We start from the raw sequence: 26656 nt of genomic DNA on the forward strand, positions 1-26656 counted from the left end.
TCAGTGCCGGTGCTGGCGGGTCACGCCGGCATCGAATTGCGCGACGATCTGCTGCCATCCGGCGCTTTCGAGCGCCGCGTCAGTGAGGTCGCTCGGGGCAATCAAGGATTTACCGCGATTGAGCCAGACGTCCGGTGCATCGTCGTCAGCGGTCAGGCGCATCAGAAACGAACCGGCCACGCTCGGCGTCTGGCTCTGACCGAAGTAAGCCTTGGCGTCGAGCAACTGCCAGGCATGGCCGCCACGGCTGACGGAACTGGCGTCCTGGGCAAACGGCGCAAAGCCTTCATCGGCAAGCACTTGCGGCGTCGGCAGCGATTGTTGTTCCTGACGCAGCAAGTGAATCTCGTCCAGCGTCACCCGCAGGTCGGCGTAGATCCCTTGCTCGGAGGCGCTCAGGTCGCGGCGGGCATCCAGTTGATGACTGCCAATGTTATTCACTTCCTGGGACTCGTGGCGCCAGGCGACCACCGAGCCGGCCACCGCCAAAATCATCAGGCACAACAGCAGCACATACAGGGTTTCATGGCCGGCACCGGCCGGGCGGACGACGTGCGTGGTGGGTGTGGTCATGGGGCTTCGATGTCCGCTTGGTCGATCTCGACGACGTGGCCGGGGCCGGCGTCGAACAGCACGTAGAACTCGGCGCCGGGTTTCTTGAAGGTCAGGGTCGAATCGGCACCGAGCTTGCCTGGCACGAGGATGGTTTCGTCGTAGCCGATCACGTCCAGCGTCACGCCCGGCGCGCCGCTGCCGTCGGAGAAACCGCCGGTGCACTTGATCTGTTCGGCATCGACGGCCTTGCACTCGCACATCGGGTTGTGGGCCAGGGCGCTGGCGCCGAAACCGGCGCAGAGCACCAGCAGCGCGGCGCTCAGAGGGCGAAAAGTCATGGTTTGCCTCCTTGTTGTTTCAGCCATTCGACGGTGGCGGGGGATGCCTGGCTCAGCGGGATGGACGCTTGATGCATGGCGCCGTCCCAACCTTCCATGGTGATCCACAGCTCGGCGTCGGCCTTGGTCTTTTCCGGAACCGGCAGCATCGCGCCCATGCGGTACGGCGTGCCGAAGAAAATCACCCCGGCGGCGCGCAGGCTGCGTGGTTTGCCGATGCGCAGGTAAGTCGCCTTGACCTGCTCGCGGCAGCTGTCGCACAGCGCCGCGTTGATGTTCTTCATGTAGCCGGCCGGGCCGTCGAGCCTCGGTGCTTCATTGCGCAGCTCGGCCAGGCGCAGGCTCCAGGGGCCGACCTGGACCTCGCCGATTTCCCGCTCGCCCAAACCGGTATCACCGCGAAACAGCGCCGCGTCGGCGAAATACTTGGGCATGAAACCCAGCGGGACCAGCAACAGCAAAACGTTGAGGTGGAAGCGCCATTTGTGCCAGAGCCGGCTCAGTGTTGATGCCGGTTTTTGTGCCGCGAACAGGCTCATGGGCTGACCTCCGTGGTTTCACCGCGAGCGGCCGCAGCCGTCTCGTTGCGTGGGCGTTTAGTGCTGCGCTTGAGGGCGTTGGCCGTGGCCAGGGCGGTGCGCTTGGTCCAGATCAGCAAGCCACTGAGGACCATCATGCTCAGGATCAGGCCGAAGAAGAACCAGATCAGCTTGATCCAGAGGCCACCGAAATCGCCGGTGTGCAGCGGACGCATGGATTCGGTGACCAGCTCCAGGCCGGAACGGTCCGACAACAGGCGTGTGGCGGCGACATCACCGTTATAGGGATTGATGTCGGCGGTCTGGAACATCAGCGGATACCAGCTGCGGCCGCCGACCGTGAGGTAGCTGTAGGCGTTGGCGGGCAGGCTGACAAAGCTGTCGTCCAGGCCGGGAATGCGTTCCTTGGCTTGTTGAATCGCGGTTTCCAGGCTGATCATTGGTGCCGGCGAACCCTCAGCGCTCAACGGTACGCTTTCGCGCGGAACCACCAGTGCCACGGGCGCGGTGGAAATCGAGATCTGGTTATCGAACATGAACGCTTCGATCAGGAACCAGGTGCTGGTGACGGAAATCACCGCGATGAACCAGATCGACCAGATGCCGCTGAGGCGGTGAAAATCACCCCAGAAAATCCGCGCGCCGTGACGAATGCGCAAGGTCGGGCGAAAGAAGCCCTTCCAGAATTTCTTGTAGACCACCAGCCCGGTAACCAGCGACGCCAGCAACGGCAGGCTGAGGAACGACACCAGGTACCAGCCCCAGCTGTAGCCATTGGTGAACGGCACCAGCCACCAGCCATGCAGTGCGCGGGTGAATGCCTGGAAATTGAATTGTGGGGCAGTGCCCTGAATCACGCCGCTGTACGGGTTGACGTATACCGTCACCGAACGGCCATCCGGGTAGCTGACGCTCACGTCGAGGGCGAAGTGCGATTCATCGGGCCGGCTGATACTTTCGACCAGGGTATCGGGTTCGGCTTTTTTGATCGCTGCGATGATCTGGTCATAGCTGAGCAGCGGGGCATCGTCAGAGGGTTGGCTGGCGCGCATTTGCGGGTTGGCCAGCCAGACGATTTCCTGGCTGACCACCGCGAGGGTGCCGGTCACGCAGACGATCAGCACGAAAAACCAGATCGGCAACGCCAGCCAGCTATGGACCAGAAACCAGAGTTTTGAACGGGATTTCTTCGACATGATTAAAAGTCTTGTTTCGATGAGAGGGCCAGGGCTTGGCCGTGGCTTTTGCCTACGCGGCCTGACTGCATCTCTATAAGACGAATGAGCATCCGAAATCCCGAAGGGCGATATGAAAGAAAATGTTTCGTATTCCTGAGTGGTTTTCCTCTGTAGGAGAAAAGCTTGCTCGCGAAGGCGTCGTTTCAGCCGCGATCAACGCTGTCTGACCCACCGCCTTCGCGAGCAAGCCCGCTCCCACAGTTGAACTGCAGTGTTCAGCATTTTTGTGTTCACCACAGATCCAGTGTGGGAGCGGGCTTGCTCGCGAAGGCGACGGCACCTTCAGCATTGATGTATCGGGCGGACCGCTTTCGCGAGCAAGCTCGCTCCTACAAGGGCCGATCCAACACGAAACATGGTTCACGGGATCACTCTCAGGCCATTGATGGGTCCGGTCGACTGCCTAAGATGGAGCGCAGACGCCTGTCACCCGCGAGCCTGAGCGAGTACTTCCATGACTTCAGCAAGAACCCTCTACGACAAACACATCGATTCCCACACGGTGTGTCGCCTCGATGACCAGGGCCATGTCCTGTTGTACATCGATCGCCAGGTCATCAACGAATACACCAGCCCCCAGGCCTTCAGCGGTTTGCGTGAGGCAAAACGCGGTGTGTGGCGGCCGGAAACCGCGCTCGCGGTGGTCGATCACGTCAACCCCACCGCTCCCGTGCGCATCGCCGCCATGCCTGACCCCGGTGGCGCGCGGCAAGTGTCGTACCTGGCGGAAAACTGCCGGGATTTCGGCATCGAACTGCTCGACATCCTCGACAAGCGCCAAGGCATCGAACACGTCATCGCTCCGGAGCAGGGCTTCATCCTGCCGGGCATGGTGATTGCCGCCGGCGACAGCCACACCACCACCTACGGTGCCCTCGGCGCCTTCGGTTTCGGCATCGGCACCTCGGAGATCGAGCACCTGCTGGCGTCCCAGACGCTGGTCTACAAACGCCTGAAAAGCATGCGCGTGACCGTGGACGGAGCGTTGGCGCCGGGGCTGACCTCCAAGGACGTGATCATGGCGTTGATCGGCCAGATCGGCGCGTCGGGGGCCACCGGCTATGCCATAGAGTTTTGCGGTTCGACCATCGACGCCCTCAGCGTCGAAGCGCGCATGACCATTTGCAACATGGCGGTGGAGGCGGGTGCACGCGGTGCGTTCATGGCGCCGGACGAAAAAGTATTCACTTACCTCAAGGGCAAACCCCGCGCGCCGAAAGGTCAATTGTGGGACCAAGCGATTGAACAATGGCGGGCCTTGCACAGCGATGCAGACGCGCACTTCGACCGTGAAGTCCAGTTGGACGCCCGCGCGCTGGAACCGATGGTCACCTGGGGCACCAGCCCGGATCAGGCCTCTCCGATCGGCGCTTGCGTGCCGGATCCGCAAGATGTCAGCGACCTGATCCTGCGCCAGGACATGCGCCGCGCCCTGAACTACATGGGCCTTGAGGCCGGCATGCCGCTGAGCGATATCGTCATCAGCCATGCCTTTATCGGTTCCTGCACCAACGCGCGCATCGAAGACTTGCGCGACGCCGCCAGCGTAGTGCGCGGCAAACACGTGGCCGGGCATGTACGAGCGATGATCGTGCCCGGTTCCACCGAAGTGCGTAACCAGGCCGAAGCCGAGGGGCTGGCGGCGATCTTTATCGACGCCGGGTTCGAATGGCGGCAGTCCGGCTGCTCGATGTGCCTGGCGATGAACGACGACGTGCTGGCGCCGGGCGACCGTTGCGCGTCCAGCACCAACCGCAATTTCGAAGGCCGCCAGGGCGCCGGCGCCCGTACACACTTGATGAGCCCGGCCATGGTCGCTGCCGCGGCGATCACCGGCCACTTGATCGACATCCGCCATTTTGGAGACCGCGCATGAGCCTGCAACCCTTCACCCAGGTCAGCGGCAAAGCCGCCCCGATGCTCGCGGCCAACATCGATACCGACGTGATCATGCCCAAGCAGTTTCTCAAGGGCATCGACCGCGCAGGGCTGGACCGTGGCTTGTTTTTCGATCTGCGCTTTTTGCCTGATGGGTCACTCAACCCCGAGTTCGTCCTGAATCAACCGGCGTGGCAAGGGGCGAGCTTCATGGTGGTCGGGCCGAATTTCGGCTGCGGATCGAGCCGCGAACATGCGGTGTGGGGCTTGAAGCAGATGGGCATCCGGGCGCTGATCGGCAGCAGTTTTGCCGGGATTTTTTATGACAATTGCCAGCGTAATGGTGTGCTGCTGATTACCCTCGATGAGGCGGTGTTGCAACGGCTCGGGCGAGTGGTCAGCCAGCCGCATGGCGCGCAAATCAGCGTTGATCTGGAGGCGCAAGAGATTCGCCTGCACGATGCTGAAGTGATCCCGTTCAAGATCGACACCCTGCGCAAGACTTCGCTGTTACTGGGCCTCGATGCAATCGGCAGCACACTGCAGCGCAGCGATCAAATCAAAACCTTCGAACGCGAGCACCTGACAGCCAACCCCTGGCTAGCCTGAACACAAATCAAAAATGTGGGAGCGGGCTTGCTCGCGAAGGCGGTGTGTCAGTCGACATAATATGTGACTGATACACCGCCTTCGCGAGCAAGCCCGCTCCCACAGTTGATCTTTGTCAGGCACAGAATTCGGTGTGGGCGCGGGCTACACCGACAACCCCTTGAAATGCTCCTGCAAAAACTCCACACACGCGCGCAGCTTCCCCGAATACGCCAGCCGCGTCGGGTACACCGCCCAGACGTTGGCACTCTGGGTGTACTCCGGCAGCAACTGCACCAACCGTCCCTGTTCCAGCAACGGTTTCACATCCCACAATGACCGCAACACCACGCCGCGCCCATCCAGGGCCCACTGCAAGACAATTTCCCCGCTGTTGGATGACAACGGCCCGCTGACCCGCACGCTGTCCTGAACCCCGTCGCGCTGCAGGTTCCATACGCCGAACGCGTTGTCGCGCTCCTTGAGCACCAGGCAATCGTGTTGCTCCAGATCGCTCAGCACCTGCGGCGTACCCCGACGTTGCAGATACGCCGGCGCCGCGCAGAGCACTCTGCGGTTGCTCACCAACTGTCGGCCGATGTGCTGGCCGGGAATGTCATCACCGACACGGATCTCCAGGTCAAAGCCTTCGCTGACAATGTCGACCACGCGGTCGAACAGGTCCAGGCGAATCTCCAGGTCGGGATAACGCTCGGCCAGCAACGACAGGGCCGGGGCTACATGGTTACGGCCAAAACCGAAACTGGTGCACAAATGCAGGCGCCCGCGAGGGCTGTCGTGGGCGTCGGAAAGCTCGTCGTGCAATTGCTGGAAATCATCGAGAATCCGCAAGGCCCAGCGCTGGACCCGCTCGCCGTCCTCGGTCAGGGCAATGCGGCGGCTGGTGCGGTGCAGCAGGCGCGTGCCGAGGGTGGTTTCGAGAATCTGGATGCGCTTGCTGACATAGGCGGGCGACAGGCCCAGCTCATCCGCGGCGGCGGCGAAACCGCTCTTGCGAATCACGGTCAGCAGTACGCGCAAGTCTTCGGGTAGGGGCACGGTGTCTTTCTTGGTGGTCATGGCAGAACGAACACTGGCGGCATGAGCCGCCAGCATAGCAGTGCGACGCGGGTGTCAGCGCAGGAAAGCCAGCGCTTCGGCGAGCAGCAGTTCGGGGGTTTCTTCGGCGATGTAATGGCCGGCGGGCAGTGCTTTGCCGCTGACGTTGGTGGCAACGAGTTGCCATTCCTTGAGCGGCTCGAAGCAGCGCCCGACCGTGCCGTCGGCGCCCCACAGCACCAGCAAGGGCAGGTTCAGCTGATGACCGGCCTCGATGTCGGCGCGGTCATGTTCCAGGTCGATGCTGGCGCTGGCGCGGTAATCCTCGCAGATACCGCGCGCGGTGCCCGGCAATTTCAGGCAGCGCAAGTATTCGTCGAAGGCTTCAGCGGTGAACGGTTTGAGCCCGGCGCTGCGACTGCCCATCACGCTGCGCAGGTAGGCATCGGGATCGGCTTCGATCAGGGTTTCCGGCAGCGGCGCCGGGCGGATCAGGAAGAACCAGTGCCAATAGGCGCGGGCAAAGGCTTCGTTGGTTTGTGCGTACATCGACAGCGTCGGGGCGATGTCGAGCAGCACCATGCGCTGCACGCAGTCCGGATGATCCAGCGCGAGACGATGGGCGACGCGGGCGCCACGGTCGTGGGCCAGCACCGAGAATTGTTCGAAGCCCAGGGACTGCATCAGCGCCACAGCGTCCTTGGCCATTTCACGTTTGCAATAGTGGGTGTGATGTTCGTTGGCCGGTGGTTTGCCGCTGTCGCCATAACCGCGCAGGTCGGCAGCGATCACGGTGAAATGCTCGGCCAGTTGTTCGGCGATTTTGTGCCAGATGACATGGGTCTGCGGGTGACCGTGCAACAGCAGCAGGCCCGGCCCGCTGCCGCCGATGCGGTAGGCAATGTCCACGCCATTGACGTGGCGCTGGTCTTTGATAAATCCGGCGAACATGGATGAGTCCTTGTTGGAGTTGGCTGCATCCTGAAATTGATGAGTTCTCAGGGCAAGGCGTAAAGCGTGGAGTGCGTGTTCATGAAGTGTGTTCAAGGCAGAGAGGTGGTGCCTGCGAGGGCCTCTTCGCGAGCAAGCCCGCTCCCACATTTGATCGCGATCGTCCAGACAACGCGGTCAAATGTGGGAGCGGGCTTGCTCGCGAAGAGGCCGGATCAACCACCAAAGATCTCAACCCTGGCTAAACATCTCCTTCGCCCGCTGCTCAATCTGCTCCTGCGTCAGATCCTCCTTGCGCGTGGCCAGGAACCACAGGTGCCCATAGGGATCTTTCAGCGTCCCCGAACGGTCGCCATAAAACTGATCCTTGACCTCGGACACCACCGTGCCGCCGGCGGCAATCGCCTGTTTATACGACTTGTCGACATCAGTCACATACAGATGCAGGCCCACCGAAGGCGACTTGTCCGGATTGCTCAAGGGGCCCTGATCGCACGGTGTACCCAGCATGATCGGACAATCGCCGATGCGCAGTTCGGCGTGGCCGATGCCGCCGTCGGGCATGGCCAGGCGCATGACTTCGATGGCGCCAAAGGCTTTCTTGTAGAAATCGATGGCTTCCGCCGCTTTTTGAATGCCCAGGTACGGGGTGATGCTGTGATAACCCTCTGGAATGGGTTTGACACTCATGATTACTCTCCCTTTTGTTGTTGTGAATTGAAGATGGTCCTTCGCCGTTTTCCGGTCGGATAACTATAGGTCAGCCCCTTTGCTGCATCCGAGTGCCCGACGAGCAGCAGCACTGTTCAGCCATCAACAGCGATGCAACAGATTGCCCGGCTTTCTTGCTGAAAAACCCTCGAAACAACCCTGATCTGCCCGAAAACACGGGCTGTGGCGGTCAGGCACAGAAGCTGCAATGACTCGTGTAAACATTGGTACCGAGAGTCTTGTATGCCTGAATCTGCCGCCTATCCAATCAACCCGCCGGCCGCCCATCGGATCACCGACGAAGCCGAAGCCCTGCGTGTGGCCGAACGGGTCGCCGCAATCCTGCTGGAGCAAGACGCCGAGCGCGACCGCCGTCGCCAGGTGCCCGCCGAGATCGTCGACCTGTATTCCAACAGTGGCCTGTGGGGCATCAGCGTGCCGAAGGCATTCGGCGGTGCGCAGGTGTCGTACGCGGTGCTGGCGCAGGTCATCGCCATCGTCTCGGCGGCCGATCCATCCCTTGGGCAAATTCCGCAAAACCACTATTGCCTGCTGGAAGACATCCGCCTGCAAGGCACTCCGGAGCAGCAAGCGCATTTCTTCGGCCTGGCGCTGCAAGGCCATCGCTTCGCCAACGCGCTGTCGGAAACCGGTGGCAAGAACGTGCAGGATATTCAGGCGGCGATTCGCCGCTATGGCGACGGCCATGTGATCAACGGGCGCAAGGGCTACTGCACCGGCTCGCTCTACGCCCACTACCTGGCGGTACTGGCGCTGGACGAGGATCAAAAGGGTCAGTTGGCTTTTGTCGAGCGCGGGACCAAGGGGTTAGTGATCGTCGACGACTGGGACAGCATCGGCCAGCGCACCACGTCGAGCGGCACGGTGTTGGCCGAGGACCTGCACGTCTCGGCGTTCAACCTGTTCCCGACCTATCGCTCCTATGAAAGCCCGACCCTGGCCGGCCCCTTCGCGCAATTGACCACGGCGGCCATCGACGCCGGCATTGCCCGCGCGGCCCTGCGTGACACCATTGCGTTCGTTCAGCAATTCGCCCGGCCGTGGATCGACGCGGGTGTGGAAAAAGCCAGTGAAGACCCGCTGACCATCATTCAGGTCGGCGGCCTGGAAATTCGCCTGGAAGCCGCCGAAGCCTTGCTCGAGCGCGCCGGCCGAGCGCTGGATGCGGCACGTCCGGCACCCGATGAAGACAACGTCGCCCGAGCGTCCTTGGCCGTGGCCAAGGCCAAGGTGCTGACCACCGAAATCGCCATCGAAGCGAGCAACAAACTCTTCGAACTCGGCGGCACCCGCTCGACCCTGAAGAAGCACAACTTCGACCGTCACTGGCGCAACGCCCGGGTGCATACGCTGCATGACCCGGTGCGCTGGAAGTACCACGTGGTCGGCAACTGGCTGCTCAACGGCGTCAAGCCACCACGCCACGACTGGTCCTGACCATGGCGGAGTGGTTCAAGAATATCTATTGGGCCGACATCGCCCAGGCCTGCCTCGATACGTTGAGCATGCTCGGCGCCGCGCTCGGTTTTACCGTGCTGCTGGGGCTGCCGTTGGGGGTGGTGCTGTTCCTTACCGGCAAGCGCCAGTTGCATGAAGCGATCGGCGTTTACCGGGTGTTGTCGGTGATCGTCAACATGCTGCGTTCGCTGCCGTTCATCATTTTGCTGATCGTGCTGATTCCCCTGACCACGCTGCTGGTGGGCACCTCACTGGGCGTGCCGGGCACCATTCCACCGTTGGTGGTGGGCTGCACGCCGTTCTTCGCCCGGCTGGTCGAAACCGCGTTGCGCGAAGTCGATCGCGGGGTGGTGGAAGCGACTCAGGCCATGGGTGGCACCACGTGGCAGATCATCCGCCACACCTTATTGCCGGAGGCACGGGGAGGGTTGTTGGCAGCCGTCACGGTGACCGCGATTGTGCTGGTGGATTACACGGCCATGGCCGGTGTGATTGGCGGCGGTGGTCTTGGCGACCTGGCGATCCGTTACGGCTACCAGCGTTTTCAGACGGACGTGATGGTGGTCACCGTGGTGCTTTTACTGATCCTGGTCCAGGCCCTGCAAATGACCGGCGACCGACTCGTGGCGCGCTACAGCCGACGTTGAACTGTTCAATCAAAACCAAAAAACGGCCCCACGTCCGCCCCACGACGGCCACTCAATCTGCCTTGGAGCACACCATGAAAAAGACCCTGGCCATACTGGCTGCCTTGGTTTCGTTGAGCGTTCACGCCAACGAAAAACTCGTCGTCGGCGCCACGCCGGTGCCGCACGCGGAAATCCTCGAATTCGTCAAACCGACCCTGGCCAAGGAAGGCGTGGACCTGGATATCAAGGTGTTCACCGACTTCATCCAGCCCAACCAGCAACTGGCGTTGAAAAACCTCGACGCCAACTATTACCAGTACCGGCCGTTTCTCGATGACTACAACAAGACCCGCCACACCGATCTGGTGCCGGTGGTCGGTGTGCACATCGAACCGTTCGGGGCCTATTCGACCAAGATCAAAAACATCTCGGAACTGAAGGACGGCGCCACCGTGTCGATTCCCAACGACCCGGTGAATACCGGCCGCGCATTGGTGCTGTTGCACGAAGCCGGGCTGATCAAACTCAAGGACCCGAGCAACACCCTGGCGACGCAGCGCGACATCGTCGAAAACCCAAAGCATTTGAAAATTCGTGAACTGGAAGGCGCACTGCTGGCGCGTTCGGTGAGCCAGGTCGACCTGGCGTTTGTCTTCGCCAACTACGCCCTGGAAGCGGGGATCGACACCAACAGCGCGCTGATCGTCGAGAAGGGCAAGAGCCTGTACATCGAATTCCTCGTGGCCCGCCCGGACAATATCAACGACCCGGGCTTGCAGAAACTGGCCAAGGCATTGAATTCCGATGAGGTCCGGCAGTTCATTTTGACCCGCTACAAAGGGCAGATTGCGCCGGGGTTCTGATCTTCGCTGGCCTTGAGGACGCCTTCGCGGGCAAGCCTCGCTCCTACAGGGTTGTGTCGTTCACAGCAATCACAAACGACTCGAAACCTGTAGGAGCGAGGCTTGCCCGCGAAGGCCGCACCACTATTTCGGATCAACTCCCGATTCCAACAGCTGCGCCCCCGGCCCACGCTCCCCCAGCACATCGCCAAAGTTGCGCAACGGGCACGCCTCCATCGACAAACACCCACAACCAATGCAGCCATTCAACCGGTCCCGCAGTAACGTCAGCTGATTGATCCGCTCATCCAGATCCCGGCTCCACTGCGCCGACAACACCTGCCAGTCCGCCGCCGTCGGCGCGCGGTTGTCCGGCAACGATTTCAACGCCTCACCGATCTCCGCCAATGGAATCCCCAGCCGCTGGGCGACCTTGATCAACGCCACCCGCCGCAACACTTCCCGGGGGTAGCGCCGCTGATTGCCCTGATTGCGATGACTTTTGATTAAACCCTTGGCTTCATAAAAGTGCAGGGCGGTGACCGCCACGCCGCTGCGCGCCGCCACTTGGCCGACGGTGAGTTCCTTGTGCAGATTGTCCGAGGTGATCATTTGAAAAATGCCTCTTGACCTCTAGTTAACTTGAGGTTTTACCCTGCAGGCCTTCGGATCGCAAGGTCCGGCTTACACGCGAGTGGGGACTATTCATGCACGTTCTAGAGAAAAATCGCAGCTTCACCCAGTTGATCGAATTCGAGATCGAACCCCATCAACAGCCGGCGCTGGTGTCGGCGCTGTCGAAACAGACCGAGCGCCTGGCCCAGGGCTACAGTGGTTTTCTGAGTGCGAGCATCCAGGCCAGCGACGATGGCCGGCGGGTGCTCAATTACTTGCAATGGCAGTCCCGTGAGGCGGGGGAAGCCGCGTTTCGGAGTTTTGAAAGCGGCGAACAGGATTTTTGGCAACTGATCCGCGCGCATCAGGCGAAAACCGTGACCTTCGGCTCGTTCCAGGTGCTGCACAGTCTGGAACGCAGCCACGACAACGCGCTGCACTGCAACCTGGTGCATGCAGGGTAAACATCTAGATCGACAACTGCATCAAGCGCTCGCCCTGCACATTTTCCGTGGGCCGGCGCTTGTTCACCGCCAGTTCGCCGATCTTGATCAGGCGCGTGCGGGTCACGTTGCGGCTCAACCCGAGCAGGGCGGCGGTGTGCACCTGGTTGTAATGGCAGAAGCGATAAGCCGCCCGCAGCAAGGCGTCTTCGACTTTCTCATGCAGCGCGCCGGCCTGCTCTTCGAAGAGCTTCTGAAAGGCGCGGTCGAGCAAGGCCTGCGCTGAATCGTCGACGCTGCTGTGGTGATCGTCCTGACGCTCGATGCGCATGTTCGACAAGCGCAGATCATCGCGTTCGATCACGCCGTTGCGGCAGATCAGCAGGGTGTGGTGAATGACGTTTTCCAGCTCGCGGATATTGCCCGGCCAACTGTAGCCGCGCAGTTTCAGTTCGGCCTCTTTGCTGATGGTGACGGTGCCGTAGCCGAGGCGCTGGCTGTAGGCTTCGACGAAATGCCGGGTCAGCGGCAGGATGTCGCCGGGGCGATCACGCAACGGGCTCAGTTCCAGGCTGACCACGTCGAGGCGGTAGTACAAGTCTTCGCGGAAGTGCCCGGCGTTGATGGCTTTCTCCAGTTGCACGTTGGTCGCCGCGAGCACTCGCACGTCGATGGGAATGCTCTTGCGCGAACCGAGTCGCACCACCTCGCGCTCCTGCAACACCCGCAGCAACTTGACCTGAATCGCCATCGGCAAGTCACCGATTTCATCGAGGAACAACGTGCCGCCGTCGGCCTCTTCGAACCAACCCGCCTTGGCGCTCAGGGCGCCGGTGAACGCACCTTTTTCATGGCCGAACAACTCGGCTTCCACCAGCGATTCGGAGAACGCACCGCAGTTCACCGCCACGAAGGGCCGGTTACGCCGGGCGCTGAGGTTGTGGATGTGCCGCGCCACCAGCTCCTTGCCGGTGCCGGTTTCGCCGATGATCAGCACGCTGGCTTCACTCGGCGCGACCTGTTGAATGTGCGCGAGCAAGGCTTGGGACTTCGGGTCTTCGAAGACTTGCGCGGTGGCGCGGATCGAAGTGGCCAGGGCGGGCGAGGGCGGTAGGGTCAGAAGTTGCATGGGGCAGGCTCCATGAATGGAAGGCTATGAATAGAAAGTCGGGATCGGCAGGGACTGGTTCAGCGCCCAGTCACCCAGTTCATGGAGTTTGTAATCCACCGGGTCGTGCAGGGTTTGCGTGCGCAGGTTGCGCCAGTGGCGGTCCAGTCGCAGGGAGGCGTGAGTCGAACGCGCACCGGTCACTTCGAACAACCGGCTACACAGATCCAGGCCATTGCGGGTGGCGGCGACCTTGGCCGTGGCGATGGCTGTTGCCAGGTGTCCACGTTCCTCGGCGCTGAGACTCGGGCCTTTGGCCCAGGCCTTGTCGAGTAAATCGGCGGCACGCTCCACCAGCAATCGGACACTTTCCAGGGCGACCCAGAATTCGCCGTAGTGGCCGAGCACATAAGGGTCCTGGCTCACCTCCTGGACAGTGGATTTGTGCCACGGCCGTGTCTCGGTGAGGGTGTATTGGCGCGCCTCTTCAAAAGCGCCTTCGGCAATCCCGAGGAACATGTGCGTAAAGGTCAGCTGGGCAATCAACGGCCGCAGGCAAGCGAACGGTGTGCTGAGCGGACCCGGGTCCAGCAGCAATTCCGACTCTTCGACCCGCACCCGCTCGAACGTGGCGCTGCCGCTGTCGGTCTGGCGCTGGCCCATGTTGTTCCAGTCGCCATGCAAGGTAATGCCGCTGCGACCGCTGGGAATCGCCGCGATCAACAACTTGCCGCCAGCGCTTTCGTCCACCGCCGAGGCGATCAGCATTTGCGAATCGCTGGCACCGGAGCAGAAGCTTTTCTTGCCGGAAAACTCACGCCAGCCACCGAGGTCCTTGACCACGGTGCGGGTGTCCAGAGGATTGAGGGCGTTGCCCCAGAACCAGTTCTTGCGGGCCGTCTGTTCGAACCACGGCTGCCACTGTTCGGGGCGGGAGAACAGGCGCACGGTGGCGAGCATCAGGTGATGAAAACCGAACACATGCGCAATCGAACTGTCGACCTTGGCGAACTCGCGCACGATGTTGAGGGTGTCACTCCAACTGGCACCGAGGCCGCCGAACTGGGTGGGAATGCTCAAGGCGAGCAGGCCGCTGTGACGCAAGGCGTCACGTTCAGCCTTGGGCGTGCCGCCTCTCTCGTCGCGCTCGACAGCGGTCAGGGCAAACTCGGCGGCCAACTGGCGAGCGGTTTGCAGCGGGGATATCAGGGCGCTTTGCGGTTTGGCCGTCACACGAATTTCCTTTTATGTACGACGCCCCTCGTAGGAGCGAGGCTTGCCCGCGAAGAACGATAACGCGGTCCATCAGATACACCGCGGTGCCTTCTTCGCGGGCAAGCCTCGCTCCTACAAGAGCTGCGTGGGTCAGGCCGTGGCTTTGGCGGGCAGCACATCATTGGCGATCATTTCGCCAAACGGTCCGGTGAGGTTGGTGACGCCGCGCCCGGCAAGGCTGGCGTACGGCTCGGGCAACAGCGGGAACACCAGCTCGGCAAAGCGATACGCCTCTTCAAGGTGCGGATAGCCGGAGAAGATGAAACTCTCGATCCCCAGGTCGGCGTATTCCTTGATTCGCGCCGCCACTTGCTGCGGATCGCCGACCAACGCCGTTCCGGCACCGCCGCGTACCAGGCCGACACCGGCCCACAGGTTGGGCGCGATTTCCAGGTTGTCGCGACGCCCGTCATGCAAGGCAGCCATGCGTCGCTGACCTTCGGAATCGAAGCGCGAGAACGATTTCTGCGCGGCGGCGATGGTCTCGTCGCTGATGTGTTCGATCAGTTTGTCGGCGGCTTTCCACGCCTCTTCGGCGGTCTCGCGCACGATCACGTGCAAGCGAATCCCGAACTTCACCGTGCGCCCGTTGCGCGCGGCACGTTCACGCACATCGGCAAGTTTTTCCGCCACGGCGGCCGGTGGCTCGCCCCAGGTCAGGTAGACGTCGACCTGCTCGGCGGCGAGGTCATGGGCCGCTTCCGAGGATCCACCGAAGTACAACGGCGGATAGGGTTTTTGCACCGGCGGATACAGCGCTTTGGCGTTCTGCACTTGCAGGTGTTTGCCTTCGAAATCCACTGATTCACCTTGCAACACCCGACGCCAGATTTGCAGGAACTCGTCGGTGACTTCGTAGCGCTCACTGTGATCGAGGAAGATCCCGTCGCCACGGTTTTCATCCGGGTCACCGCCCGTCACGACGTTGATCAGCAATCGACCGTTGGACAGCCGATCCAGCGTGGCGGCCATGCGTGCCGAAACCGTCGGCGAGATAATCCCCGGGCGGATCGCCACCAGATACCGCAGGCGTTCGGTCAACGGCACCAGCGCCGAAGCGATCACCCACGAGTCTTCGCAGGAACGCCCGGTGGGAATCAGTACGCCGTGGTAGCCAAGGCTGTCGGCAGCCTGTGCGACTTGTTTCAGATAGTTGAGCGTCACCGGGCGAGCGCCCTGGGTGGTGCCCAGGTAATGGCCGTCGCCGTGGGTGGGCAGAAACCAGAAAACATCCATGAAGAAATCCTTAAGCGATTTTCAGCAGATTTTTTGGGTGCACGCCGAACAACGGCGCCGCGCGTTCTGCAGCCAGTTGAATGCGGGCCTTTAGCAGTTCACTGGTTATTTGGTAATTGGAGAAATCGGCTTCGGTGGCATAGACACCAATCGGCAAGGTCAGGGCCTGGAAGAAACTGAACAGCGGCCGCAACTGATGATCGAGCATCAGCGCATGACGCTCGCTGCCACCGGTGGCGGCCAGCAGCACCGGGGTGTCGATCAGCGCATTGAGGTCGATCAGGTCGAACAGGTGCTTGAGCAGGCCCGGGTAGGAGCCGCGATAAACCGGCGCGGCGACAATCAGCAGGTCGGCGTTTTCGATGGCTTGCAACTCGGCCTCGATCTCGGCGCTCAATTCCTGACGGGACAGGGCCGCGCCCAGTGGGCGGGCGATGTCACCCAGTTCAATCAGCTTGCTCTCGATCGGCAGTTGCTCGGCCAACTGCGCCAACAGCGCCTGGGTCAGCACCAACGTGCGAGACGGACGCCAGGTACCGCCGGAGAGGGCAACGACTTTCAATGGACGCGACATGATCAGTTCCTTTTTAAACAGTTGCTCAGCGAGCAGTGAGTAGTCACAGGGCTTGAGCAAAAGCTGTACCAATCCGTCGGAGCCCCGATTGGCGGGGCTTTCAGCGCGTTGACCGGTTAATGCTGTTTGATTCGCAGGGCTGTTTGTTGAATGGCTGTTGCCTGGCAAACAGTTGCCTGGGCAACAGTGCGTGAAGCGATGGAGTTGTTATAAAGGCTCGTTGTTATTCCGTAAAGGATCTTAAATTACTATTTATAGATCGTTTGGAGATATGAGGCACGCTGCCGGCGCAGCATTAGGCAAAGTTGATAGCCACTATCGAGAGCGTTGATTTCTGCTCATCGGATGCCCGGCGTAGCCTGTGTTCATTGCCTCGAACCCAGATGCCAGGACGCCCACAATGAAACCTCTAATCGCCACTTTCCTGCTGCTCGCCGTCTCTGTTCTCGCCGGATGTGCCAGCCACGTGTCCCCCGAACTGCGGCCTTACACCGCTGAAGAAACCAAGGAATTGGCACTGGAAGCGCTGAATCGCCGCGGCTTGTCCTTTGACGAGTACCACGCGAAAAAAGCCGAATTGCTCGGCCAGCCGCAAAAGTCTTTCAGCTTCGACAATCAAGGCGAAATGAATGCCGAGCGTGCTGTACAGCTGCACGGTCGCCCAAGCTGAACCAAAACTGTACCGCTGCAACTTTCGCCCAACTGTCCATGGGTTTCCGGCAAGGGGTGCGATAGGGTCAATACCTGACTGACCCTGATGGACTGCCCCTCATGACACTCTCCCTCGACCTGCTACTTGGCTCGCCCTGTTTGCCCTCGTCACCTCGATCACGCCGGGCCCGAACAACACCATGTTGCTGGCATCGGGCGTGAACTTCGGCTTTAACCGTACCATCCCCCATATGCTCGGCATCACCTGCGGCTTCTTCGTGCTGGTCGTGGCCGTGGGTTTCGGTCTGGGCGCTGTGTTTCAAACTTATCCGTTGCTTTACACCGTCCTGCGTTATGTGGGCGCGGCGTACTTGCTGTACCTGGCGTGGAAAATTGCTCATTCGGGGCCGGTCTCGGACAGTGAGCAGAGCGAAGGCAAACCGATCAGTTACCTGGGCGCGGCAGCCTTCCAGTGGGTCAATCCCAAGGCCTGGATCATGGCCATCGGTGCTATCAGCACCTACACGCCCATGCAGGGTTACTTCACCAATGTGATCGTGATTGCCGCAGTCTTCGCCCTGATCAACCTGCCGAGTGTCAGCGTCTGGGCCGCCTGCGGCACGCTGTTGCGCAACGTCTTGAAAGATCGCCGCTGGCTGCGCCTGTTCAACTGGGGCATGGCCACGCTGCTGGTGGTTTCGCTGTATCCGTTGTTGCTTGAAAGCTTTAGCTGACGCATTGCTTCAACCGGTTGCCCGATGCCTGTTAAGCTCGACTTCAGGAGCGTTCCTACGCACTTTTAAATGAAGTTGTACTTCTTTAACGGCCTCCGATCAGGTATTGCTGACGTGCTGATGATTCAGCGTCGCTCACGAGGCGGCGCTTTGACGTTTCCAGCAACGAGCTTCCTGATCCCGGAACACGCTCTGCGAGTCTTTTATGAATAAACGTCCGTTGTATTTCGACTACGCCGCCACCACGCCGGTGGATGAGCGAGTCATCAAGGTCATGGTCGAGTGCCTGGGTTTTTCCGGCAACTTCGGCAACCCGGCGTCCAGCTCCCACGCGTTCGGCCAACAGGCCCGACGTTCGGTCGAGCAGGCGCGGCAGCAAGTGGCCGAACTGGTCGGTGCCCAGGCTGAGCAGATCGTCTGGACCTCCGGCGCCACCGAATCCAACAACCTTGCGCTCAAGGGGGTTGCCCAGGCGCGTGGCGTTGCGGGTGGCCACATCATCACCAGCCAGATCGAACACAAAGCCATTCTCGACACCGCTAGACAATTGCAGGACGCCGGCGTTGCCGTGACCTATCTGGTGCCAGACAGCGAAGGTCTGATCACCGCGCGAGCCGTCAGCGAAGCGATGCGCGAGGACACCTTTCTGGTGTCGCTGATGCTGGTCAATAACGAGCTGGGCACCGTCAACGACATCCGGGCCATCGGCCAGGTGGTGCGTGATCGTGACGCGTTGTTCCATGTCGACGCCGCCCAAGGTGCGGGCAAAGTGACGATCGACCTGGCCGAGTGGCCAGTGGACTTGATGTCATTTTCGGCGCACAAAATCTACGGCCCCAAGGGCATCGGCGCGTTGTATGTCGGCCCTCGCGCGCAGCAGCGCTTGCAGGCGCAGATACATGGTGGCGGTCACGAAGGTGGTTTGCGTTCCGGCACACTGGCGACTCACCAGATCGCGGCCATGGGCATTGCCTTCGCATTGGCGGCGTCGGTGTTCGATGAAGAAAAAGCCACGATCGTGCGTCTGCGTGAACGCTTGCTCGAGCAGTTGCTGAGCATTCCCGGCGTGCGCCTCAATGGCAGCGCGACCCAGCGTATTCCCCATACCCTGAGCCTGACCTTCAATGAAGGCGAGTTCAATTCCGCGGCGTTGAGCGCCTCGATCGCGTTTTCCGCGACCTCGGCCTGCAACTCCGCCAGCAATGCTCCGTCCCACGTGCTGCTGGCCCTGGGGCATGACGCCCGCTCGGCGAGCCGCACCATTCGCTTGAGCCTGGGACGTTTCACCACCGAGCAGGATATCGATCAAGCCGCACACCTGATTAAAACAGCCTGCGCCAGTGCCCCGGCATTCTGGCAGTAGCGCCTTGAAGCGCCGACCTGGATCGGCACTTAACAATAATGATTAAGTGATTAGCAGGAGACATGATGAGTACGCAGCCTTCGATCAATGGATCGGTGCCCCAGCGCCTGGCGCAAACCCGCGAGCTGATGAGCCGGGAGGGCATTCACGCCCTGCTGGTGCCGTCGGCCGACCCGCACCTGTCGGAATACCTGCCGGGCTATTGGCAAGGACGGCAATGGTTGTCGGGCTTCCATGGCTCGGTCGGCACGCTGATCGTGACGCCGGACTTTGCCGGCGTCTGGGCCGACAGCCGTTATTGGGAACAAGCGACCAAGGAACTCAAGGGCAGCGGCATCGAACTGGTCAAGCTGCAACCGGGTCAACCGAGCCCGCTGGACTGGCTGGCCGAGCAAACGCCTGAAGGTGGCGTGGTCGCGGTGGATGGGGCGGTTATGGCGGTTGCCTCGGCACGTACGCTGGGTAGCAAACTCGAAGAGCGCGGCGCCCGACTTCGCACTGACATCGACCTGTTGAACGAAGTCTGGAGCGACCGCCCGACGCTGCCGAACGAACCGATCTATCAGCACTTGCCGCCACAGGCGACAGTGAGCCGCGGCGAGAAACTCGCCAAGCTGCGTGAGGTGTTGAAAGATCGCGGTGCCGACTGGCATTTCATCGCCACCCTCGACGACATCGCCTGGCTGTTCAACCTGCGCGGCGGCGATGTGTCGTTCAACCCGGTGTTTGTTTCTTTCGCGTTGATCAGCCAACAACAGGCGACCCTGTTCGTCGCCCTGAGCAAGGTCGATGCCGAGCTGCGTGCCCTCCTCGAACAGGACGGCGTGACCCTGCGCGATTACAGCGAAGTGGCCGATGCCCTGCGCGCAGTGCCGAGCGGTGCGAGCCTGCAAGTCGATCCGGGGCGCGTCACCGCCGGTTTGCTGGATAACCTCAACAGCGGTGTGAAACTGATCGAAGGCCTGAACCCGACGACATTGGCCAAGTCGCAGAAAAGCCTGGCCGATGCCGAGCACATTCGTCAGGCCATGGAGCAGGACGGCGCGGCGCTGTGCGAATTCTTCACCTGGCTGGACTCGGCGCTGGGGCGAGAGCGCATCACCGAACTGACCATCGACGAACACCTCACGGCTGCGCGTACCCGACGTCCGGGTTATGTGTCGCTGAGTTTCAACACCATCGCCGCGTTCAACGCCAATGGCGCGATGCCGCACTACCACGCCACCGAAGAAGAACACGCGGTGATCGAGGGTGACGGTCTGTTGCTGATCGACTCCGGCGGCCAGTACCTGGGCGGCACGACCGACATCACGCGGATGGTGCCCGTCGGTACGCCGACGGATGAGCAGAAGCGCGATTGCACGCGAGTGCTCAAAGGCGTGATTGCCTTGTCCCGCGCGCAATTCCCGAAAGGCATTCTGTCGCCGTTGCTGGATTCGATTGCCCGCGCGCCGATCTGGGCCGAAAGCGTCGACTACGGTCACGGCACCGGGCATGGCGTCGGCTACTTCCTGAACGTTCACGAAGGTCCGCAGGTCATCGCCTATCAGGCCGCCGCCGCACCGCAAACCGCGATGCAGCCGGGCATGATCACGTCCATCGAGCCGGGTACTTATCGTCCAGGCCGCTGGGGTGTGCGGATCGAGAACCTGGTGTTGAACCGCGAGGCCGGCAAAAGCGAATTCGGTGAGTTCCTGAAGTTCGAAACCCTGACCCTGTGCCCGATCGACACCCGTTGCCTGGAGCCGTCGCTGCTGACGCTGGAAGAGAAGCAGTGGTTTAACGCCTACCACGCCGAGGTGCGCGAGCGCTTGAGTCCGTTGCTGGACGGCGCAGCGCTCGACTGGTTGAACACCCGCACGGCGGCTATCTGATCGGTTGAAGTTCAGGCGCTGTTTCCAGCGCCTGACTCATGTAGTCGACAAAGGCTTTGACCCTGGCGGATTGGCGACGATTCGCCGGGGACACCGCATGAATTGGCAGTGACTGCGCGGTGTAGTCCTGCAAAATCGCCTGCACTCGCCCGGCATTCAGGTCCTCACTGAACAACCATACCGGCGACAGCGAAATCCCCAATCCCCCCAGCACCATCTCGCGGATCGCCTCGGAGTTGTTGCTTTGCGCGTTGCCCGTTATCCGCACTTCGTGGCGACGGGCGTCTCTTTCGTAAACCCACAGGTTTTGACTGTTCAGCAGGTTGAACCGCAGGCAGTTGTGCTTACGCAGTTCATCCGGCGTTTGTGGCTGGCCGTGTAGCGCCAGGTAGTCGGGGGCGGCGACGGTCACTCGGTGGGTCGTGCCGATGTGGCGGGCGATCAAGCCGCTGTCGTTCAACTCGCCAATTCGAAATGTGACATCCAGCCCTTCACTGACCAGGTCCTGATTTTGATCGCTCAGTTGCAGGTCGATTTGAACCTGTGGATAGCGTTTGAGGAACTCCGGTAGTCGCGGGGCAATCTGCAAGCGCCCGAAGCTGACCGAGGAACCGATTCTCAGGTGGCCGGCGATGCTTTCCCGGCCGGATTGGAAGCTGTGCTCCGCGGCATCGACTGCCGCCAGGATTTGTCGACATTCGTTGTAGTAGCGCTGACCTTCGTCAGTCAGCGACAGCTTTCGGGTGCTGCGGGAAATCAGCTTTCCACCCAATTCGCTTTCCAGCGCTTGCAGGACCTTGCTGATGGTTGGCTGGCTGGTCTGCAACTCCCGGGCGACGGCAGAAAAGCTACCGCATTCGACCACGCGGACGAAAATCGCCATTGCATTGAGTTTATCCACGGGGTTTCTCATTGATGCCAAATGGGCATGGTCACTATAGCTATATGGCGTCTTATCGGCATGAGTGGCAGGGAGGAAGATTAATCCCACAGCCACCTCTGACGGGAATTTGCGAAATGACTGACTCACTTGAAATGCGCGCTCTGATTGTTGATTCGGCCAATGGGCCGTTACGCTTGGCTTCCATTCAACGGCCCGTACCGGGTGTGGGTGAAGTGCTGGTCCGGATCAAAGCCAGTGGGGTAAATCCACTGGATGGAAAAATTCGTGCGGGTCAGGCCGCCCATGCCCGTCAGCCGTTGCCGACGGTATTGGGGATGGACCTGGCGGGCATAGTTGAGGCCTTGGGGGAGGGCGTCAGTGGATGGTTGCCCGGCGATGAGGTCTACGCGATGGCGACCGGCATCGGCGGGGCCCAGGGTTCGCTTGCGGAGTTTGCGGTGGTCGATGCGCGGCTGCTGGCACGTAAACCGGTCAATCTGAGCATGCGTGAGGCGGCCGGGTTGCCGTTGGTTCTGATCACGGCGTGGGAAGGCTTGGTGGACCGGGCTCATGTGCGGGCTGGGCAGAAGGTGCTGATTCACGGTGGCGCGGGCGGTGTCGGACACGTTGCGGTGCAAATAGCCCGCGCTTTCGGTGCCGAGGTGTTTGCCACAGGGTCAGCCCGGCATCAGGCGATCATCGAAGGCTTCGGTGCAACCTTCATTGATTACCGGTCGTCTTCGGTTGAAGACTACGTGGCTGAGCATACGGCTGGGGAGGGCTTTGATATTGTCTATGACACAGTGGGCGGCGAAACCCTGGATGCGTCATTCAAGGCCGCACGGGTTTACCACGGCCATGTGCTGAGTTGCCTCGGTTGGGGCCAACACAGTTTGGCGCCGCTGTCGTTTCGGGCCGCGACCTACTCCGGGGTGTTCACCTTGTTGCCTCTGTTGACTGGCAATGGGCGTGAACAGCATGGGGAGATTCTTCGGGAAGCCGCGCAGTTGATCGAGGCGGGCCAGTTGAAACCGTTGCTCGACCCGCGGCATTTCACACTGCACAGCGCCGAAGCCGCCCATGAACTGCTGGTTTCGGGCGCTGCGCAGGGACGGTTGGTCGTCGAGATTTAACTCAAGGCTTCAAGGACGAAGTCCAGTCGGTCCTGGCCGAAGAACAGTTGATTATCGACAAACATGCTGGGGGCGCCGAATACGCCTCGTTGTACGGCTTTCTCGGTGTTGTCCTTGAGCGTGGCTTTGACGTCCTCATCGGCGGTCAGCGCCATGACAGCGTTCGGATCGAAACCGTTCTGGGTCAGCACTGCCGCCACGGTCGCCGGGTCATCCAGGCTGAGGCCTTCAACCCAAAGGGCATGAAACAGGCAATCGATGAACGCCTGGAAACGCTCGGGATGGCGCAACTGCATGCCCGTCACGGCGCGCATGAGCATCAGGGTGTTGATCGGAAAGTGCGGGTTGAACTTCAACGGCACGCCGTAACGCTCGGCGTAGCGGTCCAGGTCCTGGAACATGTAGCGGCCCTTGGCCGGGATCATCGCCGGGGAGGCGTTGCCGGTTGCCTTGAAGACGCCACCCAGCAGCATGGGAATGTAGATCAGCTGGCTGTCGGTCTGCGCGCAGATCTTCGGCAGTTGGGTATACGCCAGGTAGGTGGCCGGGCTGCCAAGGTCAAAATAGAACTCAACGGTTTTGCTCATGAACGATGCACTCTGCTTATTGTTATTGGGGGGTGGGCTTACCAGCGTTCGCTCCAGGGCCGCAGATCCAGCTCGAATGTCCACGCATCGCGCGGTTGGCTGTGCAAGTACCAATAGTTCTCGGCGATGTGCTCGGGATTGAGGATGCCGTCCTCATCCTTGGTCGCGTACTTCTCTGGAAAGCTTTCGCGGATAAAATCGGTATCGATGGCACCGTCGACAACCACGTGGGCAACGTGAATATTCATCGGCCCCAACTCACGGGCCATGCTTTGTGCCAGGGCCCGAATCCCGTGCTTGGCGCCGGCGAACGCCGCAAACCCTGCTGCGCCACGCATACCGGCAGTGGCACCGGTGAACAGAATGGTGCCGCGTTGACGCTTGGCCATGCGCTTGGCCACTTCACGCGCGTTGAGAAACCCCGAGAAGCAGGCCATCTCCCAGATCTTGAAATATTTGCGCGCGGTTTCTTCGAGAATGCTGCACGGCACATTGGCGCCGATGTTGAAGACGAACGCTTCGATAGGGCCTATCTGACTTTCAATCTGCTCGACCAGCGCAATCACGTCCTCCTCCTTGCGCGCATCGCAGGCAAAACCGTGTGCTTCACCGCCATTGGCCTTGATGGCATCCACCAATGGCTGGAGTTTGTCTGCACTGCGGCGAGTAACGCAGGCGACAAAACCTTCCTCGGCAAAACGCTTGGCAATAGCGCCGCCCGTGGCATCACCTGCGCCGACAACCAGTACGACCTTCTTATTATTCATGGGTAGTTCCCTTTGCTAAACGATCGTTAACTGAACGAACGTTATGCTACGATTCGACAGGCGTCAAGGCGATCAATCCTGAGGGCAAGGCAATGCGTTACTCGGCCAATCACAAGCTGGAAACCAAAGAGAAACTGTTGCAAAGCAGTGCGCTGTCGGCGAAGAAGTCTGGTTTTTCAACGGTGGGTGTCGACGGCTTGATGAAGGCTATCGGCTTGAGTGGCGGGGCTTTTTACAGTCACTTTTCGTCGAAGGACGAATTGTTCGCTTCAATTGTCGAGCGAGAGTTGGGGCAAAGCCTGGCGCGACTGGGAGGCGAGCAAGACCGTGAGCGGCTCGAACGCTGCCTGAAACATTACCTGACCATGGCCCATGTCGAGCACCCGGAATCCGGCTGTGCGTTGCCGACACTGGGCGCTGAAATCGCCCGCTCAGACGTTATAATTCGTCAGCAGGCGGAGGCCTGGATTTGCAGGCTTCAGGAGAGTTGGGCGCGCGTTCTGGAAAGCGACAGCCTGGCCTGGGCAATTCTGTCGCAGTGCATCGGTGCGTTGGTGGTGGCGCGTATGCTGGCTACGCCAGACATCCAGCGCGCCGTTTTGAAGTCCAGCTATGATGAAATTGGCCGCCAGATCGCAAGTCCAAGAACCTGACAAGACGGCATCAATCTACTTGCAGATGACGATCATGCTGCGGCTGGTATAGCCGGCAGGGTTGAGCCCAAACGGATAATCGCCTGGTTCTTCCACCGAGTCCCCCGACTTGGCGATCACCTTGTAGCCCTTGGGGGCACAGGAGTTGGCGGCGCTGGTGTAGCACTTGTCCCAGGTGGACGATAGCCCGGAACAGTTGATATGAAGCCCCTTCTTGCCCCGTTTGACATGCGTTTCCGAGGTCGCCGCGCAGCCCGCAACTGCAAGTACGGCGATCAGTAGCAAAATTCGTTTCATTGCTGTCCTTATAGCATTCCCGGATCTGGCGCCCGGGTCTGGCTGTATTCGCTTTCGTTCGAAGCGCTCTGATATCCCTGTCGTGAAAAGTCCATGTCTGACACTGGGTTACGGCCTAAACATGGCCTAATTGAGCGGTAAATACCAGACCCGCGTCAAATCCTGTTTCAATCTGCCGCGACCGCGGGCTTCGCGGTGCTCCCCATGGTCATGGTCGCGCCGACGGACGCCAAAATAATGCACATGATGGCCATCCACTGTGACAGTGAGAGGTATTCCTGGAGGAACAGCAGGCCGGACAGCGCGCCAATCGCCGGTTCAATGCTCATCAGCGTGCCAAAGGTGCGGGTTGGCATTCGCGTGAGAGCGACCATCTCCAAGGTGTAGGGGAGCGCTGTGGAGAGAAGGGCGACACCGATGGCTACGGGGATCAGCGAAGGGTTCAGAAGCGCGGCACCCGCATGGGCAATCCCGAAAGGTGCTACGAACAGGGCGGCAATCATGACCCCCAGCGCCGCCGTCTGCACGCCGTTGTCTGCGCCGGCCTTTTGACCGAACAGAATGTACAGCGCCCAGCAGACCCCCGCGCCCAGGGCATAACCGGCACCGACCAGATCGATGCCTGCGCTCGCTTCTCCTGTCGGTATTAACAGCAGCAAGCCGACGCTAGCCAGGGCGATCCATAAAAAGTCGATCGCACGCCGCGAGGCATAGATCGCAACCGCCAGTGGACCGGTGAACTCCAGCGCTACTGCGATCCCCAAGGGGACCGTGCGCAAGGACATATAGAAGAGCAAGTTCATGCCGCCCAGGGCCATCCCGTAGACGATGACAGTGCGCAGGGACTTTGCGGTGAGCTTCGCCCGCCATGGGCGCAGTAGCAGCACCATGATAATGCTGGCGAAGATCAGTCGCAGCGTGGTCGTCCCTTGGGCGCCGATAAGAGGGAACATGCTTTTGGCCAGGGAAGCTCCGGACTGGATCGACGCCATGGCTACTATAAGCAGGCCAACCGAGAACAGGGTTGAGGCAAGGCTGCGGGGTTGGTCATTCATTACGTGGCATCGTCCGAAGTAGGAAGCTCGAGTGTTGCTCTAGGTGTTGGGCAATATACTGCGCAATCGGTGCCGGCGCGTCTATATATAAGCAGTGATTTTGGCCTTCTGATAGAAAAGAGTAATTAACGGTTGACGGCAAATCCTGAGTGTCTATAATTCGCCCCACTTCCGGCGCAGTCGAAACGGGAAACTCCTTGGTAAACAAAGAGTTACGCAGTTTTCGGCAGCAGGTGGCTTCAGGTCATCGAAGCCAGGAAGGAGTTGTTTAAGGCAGTGTGTTGTCGCCTTATCAACGATTCGATCTTCTCGGTCGAAAGCGGCGGAAAAGAGGTGTTGACAGCAGCGAGTAACGCTGTAGAATTCGCCTCCCGCTAACGAGAGATCGGAAGCGCAAGTGGTTGAAGTTGCAAAGGAAACTTTGAAAACTTCGAAAAATAACCGCTTGACAGCAATTGGCGCTGCTGTAGAATGCGCGCCTCGGTTGAGACGAAAGACTCAGCCCACCGCTCTTTAACAACTGAATCAAGCAATTCGTGTGGGTGCTTGTGGAGTCAGACTGATAGTCAACAAGATTATCAGCATCACAAGTTACTCCGCG

The 26656-nt window shown here is 60.6% G+C and carries 28 protein-coding genes and 1 pseudogene; 12 read left to right on the top strand and 17 right to left on the bottom strand.

What is annotated here, in order from left to right; genetic code table 11:
* Genes ACIPL2_RS08115 through ACIPL2_RS08130 form a run of 4 tightly spaced genes read right to left on the bottom strand, consistent with a single transcriptional unit; the run spans nucleotide 1 to nucleotide 2628 of the window.
* Entirely contained in the window at nucleotides 1-573 is a 573-nt protein-coding gene (locus ACIPL2_RS08115; protein WP_401354719.1) for a DUF6162 family protein, read from the bottom strand.
* Entirely contained in the window at nucleotides 570-893 is a 324-nt protein-coding gene (locus ACIPL2_RS08120) for a hypothetical protein (RefSeq protein WP_401354721.1), read from the bottom strand. Before ACIPL2_RS08120 ends, ACIPL2_RS08115 begins: the two co-directional genes overlap by 4 nt.
* Nucleotides 890-1432: a thiamine pyrophosphate-binding protein gene (locus ACIPL2_RS08125; protein WP_401354723.1), complete on the bottom strand. Its 543-nt coding sequence runs from the start codon at nucleotides 1430-1432 to the stop codon at nucleotides 890-892. The genes ACIPL2_RS08120 and ACIPL2_RS08125 overlap by 4 nt, the downstream gene beginning before the upstream one ends.
* The gene (locus ACIPL2_RS08130) at nucleotides 1429-2628 is read right to left on the bottom strand and encodes a PepSY-associated TM helix domain-containing protein (RefSeq protein ID WP_401354726.1); all 1200 of its coding nucleotides are present in this window, start codon (nucleotides 2626-2628) and stop codon (nucleotides 1429-1431) included. Before ACIPL2_RS08130 ends, ACIPL2_RS08125 begins: the two co-directional genes overlap by 4 nt.
* Nucleotides 2629-3124: 496 nt before the next feature.
* Between ACIPL2_RS08130 and leuC the strand changes: the two genes are divergently transcribed.
* Nucleotides 3125-4546: a 3-isopropylmalate dehydratase large subunit gene (gene leuC, locus ACIPL2_RS08135; protein ID WP_401354728.1), complete on the top strand. Its 1422-nt coding sequence runs from the start codon at nucleotides 3125-3127 to the stop codon at nucleotides 4544-4546.
* Nucleotides 4543-5157 (top strand): 3-isopropylmalate dehydratase small subunit, encoded by a 615-nt coding sequence (gene leuD, locus ACIPL2_RS08140; protein ID WP_401354730.1) that lies wholly within the window; start codon nucleotides 4543-4545, stop codon nucleotides 5155-5157. Before leuC ends, leuD begins: the two co-directional genes overlap by 4 nt.
* A gap of 144 nt (nucleotides 5158-5301) precedes the next feature.
* Here the strand turns inward: leuD and ACIPL2_RS08145 are convergent, their stop codons facing one another.
* The 3 genes from ACIPL2_RS08145 to ACIPL2_RS08155 all read right to left on the bottom strand — a co-directional run bounded on the left by ACIPL2_RS08145 (nucleotide 5302) and on the right by ACIPL2_RS08155 (nucleotide 7836).
* The gene (locus ACIPL2_RS08145; protein ID WP_401354732.1) at nucleotides 5302-6252 is read right to left on the bottom strand and encodes a LysR substrate-binding domain-containing protein; all 951 of its coding nucleotides are present in this window, start codon (nucleotides 6250-6252) and stop codon (nucleotides 5302-5304) included.
* Nucleotides 6253-6270: 18 nt separating this feature from the next.
* Complete coding sequence (locus ACIPL2_RS08150) at nucleotides 6271-7146, bottom strand: alpha/beta fold hydrolase (protein WP_401354735.1); 876 nt, start codon at nucleotides 7144-7146, stop codon at nucleotides 6271-6273.
* Between the two features lie 231 nt (nucleotides 7147-7377).
* A complete protein-coding gene (locus ACIPL2_RS08155; protein ID WP_401354737.1) occupies nucleotides 7378-7836 on the bottom strand; it encodes a VOC family protein in 459 nt (152 codons plus the stop codon).
* 264 nt (nucleotides 7837-8100) lie between these two features.
* Between ACIPL2_RS08155 and ACIPL2_RS08160 the strand changes: the two genes are divergently transcribed.
* From ACIPL2_RS08160 to ACIPL2_RS08170, 3 genes are all read left to right on the top strand, one after another.
* Nucleotides 8101-9315 (top strand): SfnB family sulfur acquisition oxidoreductase, encoded by a 1215-nt coding sequence (locus ACIPL2_RS08160; protein ID WP_401354740.1) that lies wholly within the window; start codon nucleotides 8101-8103, stop codon nucleotides 9313-9315.
* 2 nt (nucleotides 9316-9317) lie between these two features.
* Nucleotides 9318-9983, top strand: a complete 666-nt coding sequence (locus ACIPL2_RS08165; RefSeq protein ID WP_401354742.1) for a methionine ABC transporter permease — start codon at nucleotides 9318-9320, stop codon at nucleotides 9981-9983.
* A gap of 74 nt (nucleotides 9984-10057) precedes the next feature.
* Nucleotides 10058-10828, top strand: coding sequence for a MetQ/NlpA family ABC transporter substrate-binding protein (locus ACIPL2_RS08170; RefSeq protein ID WP_401354745.1), 771 nt, complete (start codon nucleotides 10058-10060; stop codon nucleotides 10826-10828).
* A gap of 123 nt (nucleotides 10829-10951) precedes the next feature.
* On the opposite strand, the gene soxR is transcribed toward ACIPL2_RS08170, so the two are convergent.
* Nucleotides 10952-11419, bottom strand: a complete 468-nt coding sequence (gene soxR, locus ACIPL2_RS08175; protein ID WP_401354748.1) for a redox-sensitive transcriptional activator SoxR — start codon at nucleotides 11417-11419, stop codon at nucleotides 10952-10954.
* A gap of 95 nt (nucleotides 11420-11514) precedes the next feature.
* Here soxR and ACIPL2_RS08180 point away from each other — a divergent pair, with 95 nt between their 5' ends.
* Nucleotides 11515-11886, top strand: a complete 372-nt coding sequence (locus tag ACIPL2_RS08180) for an antibiotic biosynthesis monooxygenase (RefSeq protein ID WP_401354749.1) — start codon at nucleotides 11515-11517, stop codon at nucleotides 11884-11886.
* 4 nt (nucleotides 11887-11890) lie between these two features.
* Here ACIPL2_RS08180 and ACIPL2_RS08185 read toward each other — a convergent pair whose 3' ends face one another.
* The 4 genes from ACIPL2_RS08185 to msuE all read right to left on the bottom strand — a co-directional run bounded on the left by ACIPL2_RS08185 (nucleotide 11891) and on the right by msuE (nucleotide 16058).
* A complete protein-coding gene (locus ACIPL2_RS08185) occupies nucleotides 11891-12994 on the bottom strand; it encodes a sigma-54 interaction domain-containing protein (protein WP_401354751.1) in 1104 nt (367 codons plus the stop codon).
* 24 nt (nucleotides 12995-13018) lie between these two features.
* A complete protein-coding gene (locus ACIPL2_RS08190) occupies nucleotides 13019-14206 on the bottom strand; it encodes an acyl-CoA dehydrogenase family protein (RefSeq protein ID WP_401354752.1) in 1188 nt (395 codons plus the stop codon).
* 132 nt (nucleotides 14207-14338) lie between these two features.
* A complete protein-coding gene (gene ssuD / locus ACIPL2_RS08195; RefSeq protein ID WP_401354755.1) occupies nucleotides 14339-15484 on the bottom strand; it encodes an FMNH2-dependent alkanesulfonate monooxygenase in 1146 nt (381 codons plus the stop codon).
* A 10-nt stretch (nucleotides 15485-15494) separates the two neighbouring features.
* Nucleotides 15495-16058 (bottom strand): FMN reductase, encoded by a 564-nt coding sequence (gene msuE, locus ACIPL2_RS08200; protein WP_401354758.1) that lies wholly within the window; start codon nucleotides 16056-16058, stop codon nucleotides 15495-15497.
* 400 nt (nucleotides 16059-16458) lie between these two features.
* Between msuE and ACIPL2_RS08205 the strand changes: the two genes are divergently transcribed.
* The 4 genes and pseudogenes from ACIPL2_RS08205 to ACIPL2_RS08220 all read left to right on the top strand — a co-directional run bounded on the left by ACIPL2_RS08205 (nucleotide 16459) and on the right by ACIPL2_RS08220 (nucleotide 20680).
* Nucleotides 16459-16728, top strand: a complete 270-nt coding sequence (locus ACIPL2_RS08205; protein WP_401354760.1) for a hypothetical protein — start codon at nucleotides 16459-16461, stop codon at nucleotides 16726-16728.
* 101 nt (nucleotides 16729-16829) lie between these two features.
* Nucleotides 16830-17443 (top strand): annotated as a pseudogene (locus tag ACIPL2_RS08210) (LysE family translocator).
* Between the two features lie 205 nt (nucleotides 17444-17648).
* A complete protein-coding gene (locus tag ACIPL2_RS08215; RefSeq protein ID WP_401354763.1) occupies nucleotides 17649-18806 on the top strand; it encodes a cysteine desulfurase family protein in 1158 nt (385 codons plus the stop codon).
* A 65-nt stretch (nucleotides 18807-18871) separates the two neighbouring features.
* Nucleotides 18872-20680 carry an aminopeptidase P family protein gene (locus ACIPL2_RS08220; protein WP_401354766.1) on the top strand — a complete coding sequence of 603 codons (1809 nt, stop codon included), beginning with the start codon at nucleotides 18872-18874 and terminating at the stop codon, nucleotides 20678-20680.
* On the opposite strand, the gene ACIPL2_RS08225 is transcribed toward ACIPL2_RS08220, so the two are convergent.
* Nucleotides 20673-21593, bottom strand: a complete 921-nt coding sequence (locus ACIPL2_RS08225) for a LysR family transcriptional regulator (protein ID WP_401354769.1) — start codon at nucleotides 21591-21593, stop codon at nucleotides 20673-20675. The two genes, ACIPL2_RS08220 and ACIPL2_RS08225, sit on opposite strands and share 8 nt — an antisense overlap.
* A gap of 104 nt (nucleotides 21594-21697) precedes the next feature.
* Here ACIPL2_RS08225 and ACIPL2_RS08230 point away from each other — a divergent pair, with 104 nt between their 5' ends.
* Nucleotides 21698-22696 (top strand): zinc-dependent alcohol dehydrogenase family protein, encoded by a 999-nt coding sequence (locus tag ACIPL2_RS08230; protein WP_401354771.1) that lies wholly within the window; start codon nucleotides 21698-21700, stop codon nucleotides 22694-22696.
* Here ACIPL2_RS08230 and ACIPL2_RS08235 read toward each other — a convergent pair.
* Entirely contained in the window at nucleotides 22693-23283 is a 591-nt protein-coding gene (locus ACIPL2_RS08235) for a 2-hydroxychromene-2-carboxylate isomerase (RefSeq protein ID WP_401354774.1), read from the bottom strand. The genes ACIPL2_RS08230 and ACIPL2_RS08235 overlap by 4 nt on opposite strands.
* Nucleotides 23284-23321: 38 nt before the next feature.
* The gene (locus ACIPL2_RS08240; RefSeq protein WP_401354777.1) at nucleotides 23322-24050 is read right to left on the bottom strand and encodes an SDR family oxidoreductase; all 729 of its coding nucleotides are present in this window, start codon (nucleotides 24048-24050) and stop codon (nucleotides 23322-23324) included.
* A gap of 92 nt (nucleotides 24051-24142) precedes the next feature.
* Here ACIPL2_RS08240 and ACIPL2_RS08245 point away from each other — a divergent pair, with 92 nt between their 5' ends.
* The gene (locus tag ACIPL2_RS08245; protein WP_401354780.1) at nucleotides 24143-24703 is read left to right on the top strand and encodes a TetR/AcrR family transcriptional regulator; all 561 of its coding nucleotides are present in this window, start codon (nucleotides 24143-24145) and stop codon (nucleotides 24701-24703) included.
* Nucleotides 24704-24718: 15 nt separating this feature from the next.
* Here the strand turns inward: ACIPL2_RS08245 and ACIPL2_RS08250 are convergent, their stop codons facing one another.
* Together ACIPL2_RS08250 and rhtA are read right to left on the bottom strand one after the other, a co-directional pair.
* Nucleotides 24719-25000 carry a hypothetical protein gene (locus ACIPL2_RS08250; protein ID WP_401354782.1) on the bottom strand — a complete coding sequence of 94 codons (282 nt, stop codon included), beginning with the start codon at nucleotides 24998-25000 and terminating at the stop codon, nucleotides 24719-24721.
* 167 nt (nucleotides 25001-25167) lie between these two features.
* On the bottom strand, nucleotides 25168-26055 hold the full coding sequence (gene rhtA, locus ACIPL2_RS08255) for a threonine/homoserine exporter RhtA (RefSeq protein ID WP_401354784.1): 888 nt from the start codon (nucleotides 26053-26055) through the stop codon (nucleotides 25168-25170).
* Nucleotides 26056-26656 lie beyond the last annotated feature (601 nt).

It is taken from the genome of Pseudomonas sp. NPDC086251 (genome assembly GCF_044746405.1).
In the GTDB taxonomy this organism is placed as follows: domain Bacteria; phylum Pseudomonadota; class Gammaproteobacteria; order Pseudomonadales; family Pseudomonadaceae; genus Aquipseudomonas.

Bases quoted from the DNA above. Each gene is read 5' to 3' on its own strand.
- ACIPL2_RS08115 (WP_401354719.1), bottom strand. From the start codon at position 573: ATGACCACACCCACCACGCACGTCGTCCGCCCGGCCGGTGCCGGCCAT.
- ACIPL2_RS08120 (WP_401354721.1), bottom strand. From the start codon at position 893: ATGACTTTTCGCCCTCTGAGCGCCGCGCTGCTGGTGCTCTGCGCCGGT.
- ACIPL2_RS08125 (WP_401354723.1), bottom strand. From the start codon at position 1,432: ATGAGCCTGTTCGCGGCACAAAAACCGGCATCAACACTGAGCCGGCTC.
- ACIPL2_RS08130 (WP_401354726.1), bottom strand. From the start codon at position 2,628: ATGTCGAAGAAATCCCGTTCAAAACTCTGGTTTCTGGTCCATAGCTGG.
- leuC (WP_401354728.1), top strand. From the start codon at position 3,125: ATGACTTCAGCAAGAACCCTCTACGACAAACACATCGATTCCCACACG.
- leuD (WP_401354730.1), top strand. From the start codon at position 4,543: ATGAGCCTGCAACCCTTCACCCAGGTCAGCGGCAAAGCCGCCCCGATG.
- ACIPL2_RS08145 (WP_401354732.1), bottom strand. From the start codon at position 6,252: ATGCTGGCGGCTCATGCCGCCAGTGTTCGTTCTGCCATGACCACCAAG.
- ACIPL2_RS08150 (WP_401354735.1), bottom strand. From the start codon at position 7,146: ATGTTCGCCGGATTTATCAAAGACCAGCGCCACGTCAATGGCGTGGAC.
- ACIPL2_RS08155 (WP_401354737.1), bottom strand. From the start codon at position 7,836: ATGAGTGTCAAACCCATTCCAGAGGGTTATCACAGCATCACCCCGTAC.
- ACIPL2_RS08160 (WP_401354740.1), top strand. From the start codon at position 8,101: ATGCCTGAATCTGCCGCCTATCCAATCAACCCGCCGGCCGCCCATCGG.
- ACIPL2_RS08165 (WP_401354742.1), top strand. From the start codon at position 9,318: ATGGCGGAGTGGTTCAAGAATATCTATTGGGCCGACATCGCCCAGGCC.
- ACIPL2_RS08170 (WP_401354745.1), top strand. From the start codon at position 10,058: ATGAAAAAGACCCTGGCCATACTGGCTGCCTTGGTTTCGTTGAGCGTT.
- soxR (WP_401354748.1), bottom strand. From the start codon at position 11,419: ATGATCACCTCGGACAATCTGCACAAGGAACTCACCGTCGGCCAAGTG.
- ACIPL2_RS08180 (WP_401354749.1), top strand. From the start codon at position 11,515: ATGCACGTTCTAGAGAAAAATCGCAGCTTCACCCAGTTGATCGAATTC.
- ACIPL2_RS08185 (WP_401354751.1), bottom strand. From the start codon at position 12,994: ATGCAACTTCTGACCCTACCGCCCTCGCCCGCCCTGGCCACTTCGATC.
- ssuD (WP_401354755.1), bottom strand. From the start codon at position 15,484: ATGGATGTTTTCTGGTTTCTGCCCACCCACGGCGACGGCCATTACCTG.
- msuE (WP_401354758.1), bottom strand. From the start codon at position 16,058: ATGTCGCGTCCATTGAAAGTCGTTGCCCTCTCCGGCGGTACCTGGCGT.
- ACIPL2_RS08205 (WP_401354760.1), top strand. From the start codon at position 16,459: ATGAAACCTCTAATCGCCACTTTCCTGCTGCTCGCCGTCTCTGTTCTC.
- ACIPL2_RS08215 (WP_401354763.1), top strand. From the start codon at position 17,649: ATGAATAAACGTCCGTTGTATTTCGACTACGCCGCCACCACGCCGGTG.
- ACIPL2_RS08220 (WP_401354766.1), top strand. From the start codon at position 18,872: ATGAGTACGCAGCCTTCGATCAATGGATCGGTGCCCCAGCGCCTGGCG.
- ACIPL2_RS08225 (WP_401354769.1), bottom strand. From the start codon at position 21,593: ATGAGAAACCCCGTGGATAAACTCAATGCAATGGCGATTTTCGTCCGC.
- ACIPL2_RS08230 (WP_401354771.1), top strand. From the start codon at position 21,698: ATGACTGACTCACTTGAAATGCGCGCTCTGATTGTTGATTCGGCCAAT.
- ACIPL2_RS08235 (WP_401354774.1), bottom strand. From the start codon at position 23,283: ATGAGCAAAACCGTTGAGTTCTATTTTGACCTTGGCAGCCCGGCCACC.
- ACIPL2_RS08240 (WP_401354777.1), bottom strand. From the start codon at position 24,050: ATGAATAATAAGAAGGTCGTACTGGTTGTCGGCGCAGGTGATGCCACG.
- ACIPL2_RS08245 (WP_401354780.1), top strand. From the start codon at position 24,143: ATGCGTTACTCGGCCAATCACAAGCTGGAAACCAAAGAGAAACTGTTG.
- ACIPL2_RS08250 (WP_401354782.1), bottom strand. From the start codon at position 25,000: ATGAAACGAATTTTGCTACTGATCGCCGTACTTGCAGTTGCGGGCTGC.
- rhtA (WP_401354784.1), bottom strand. From the start codon at position 26,055: ATGAATGACCAACCCCGCAGCCTTGCCTCAACCCTGTTCTCGGTTGGC.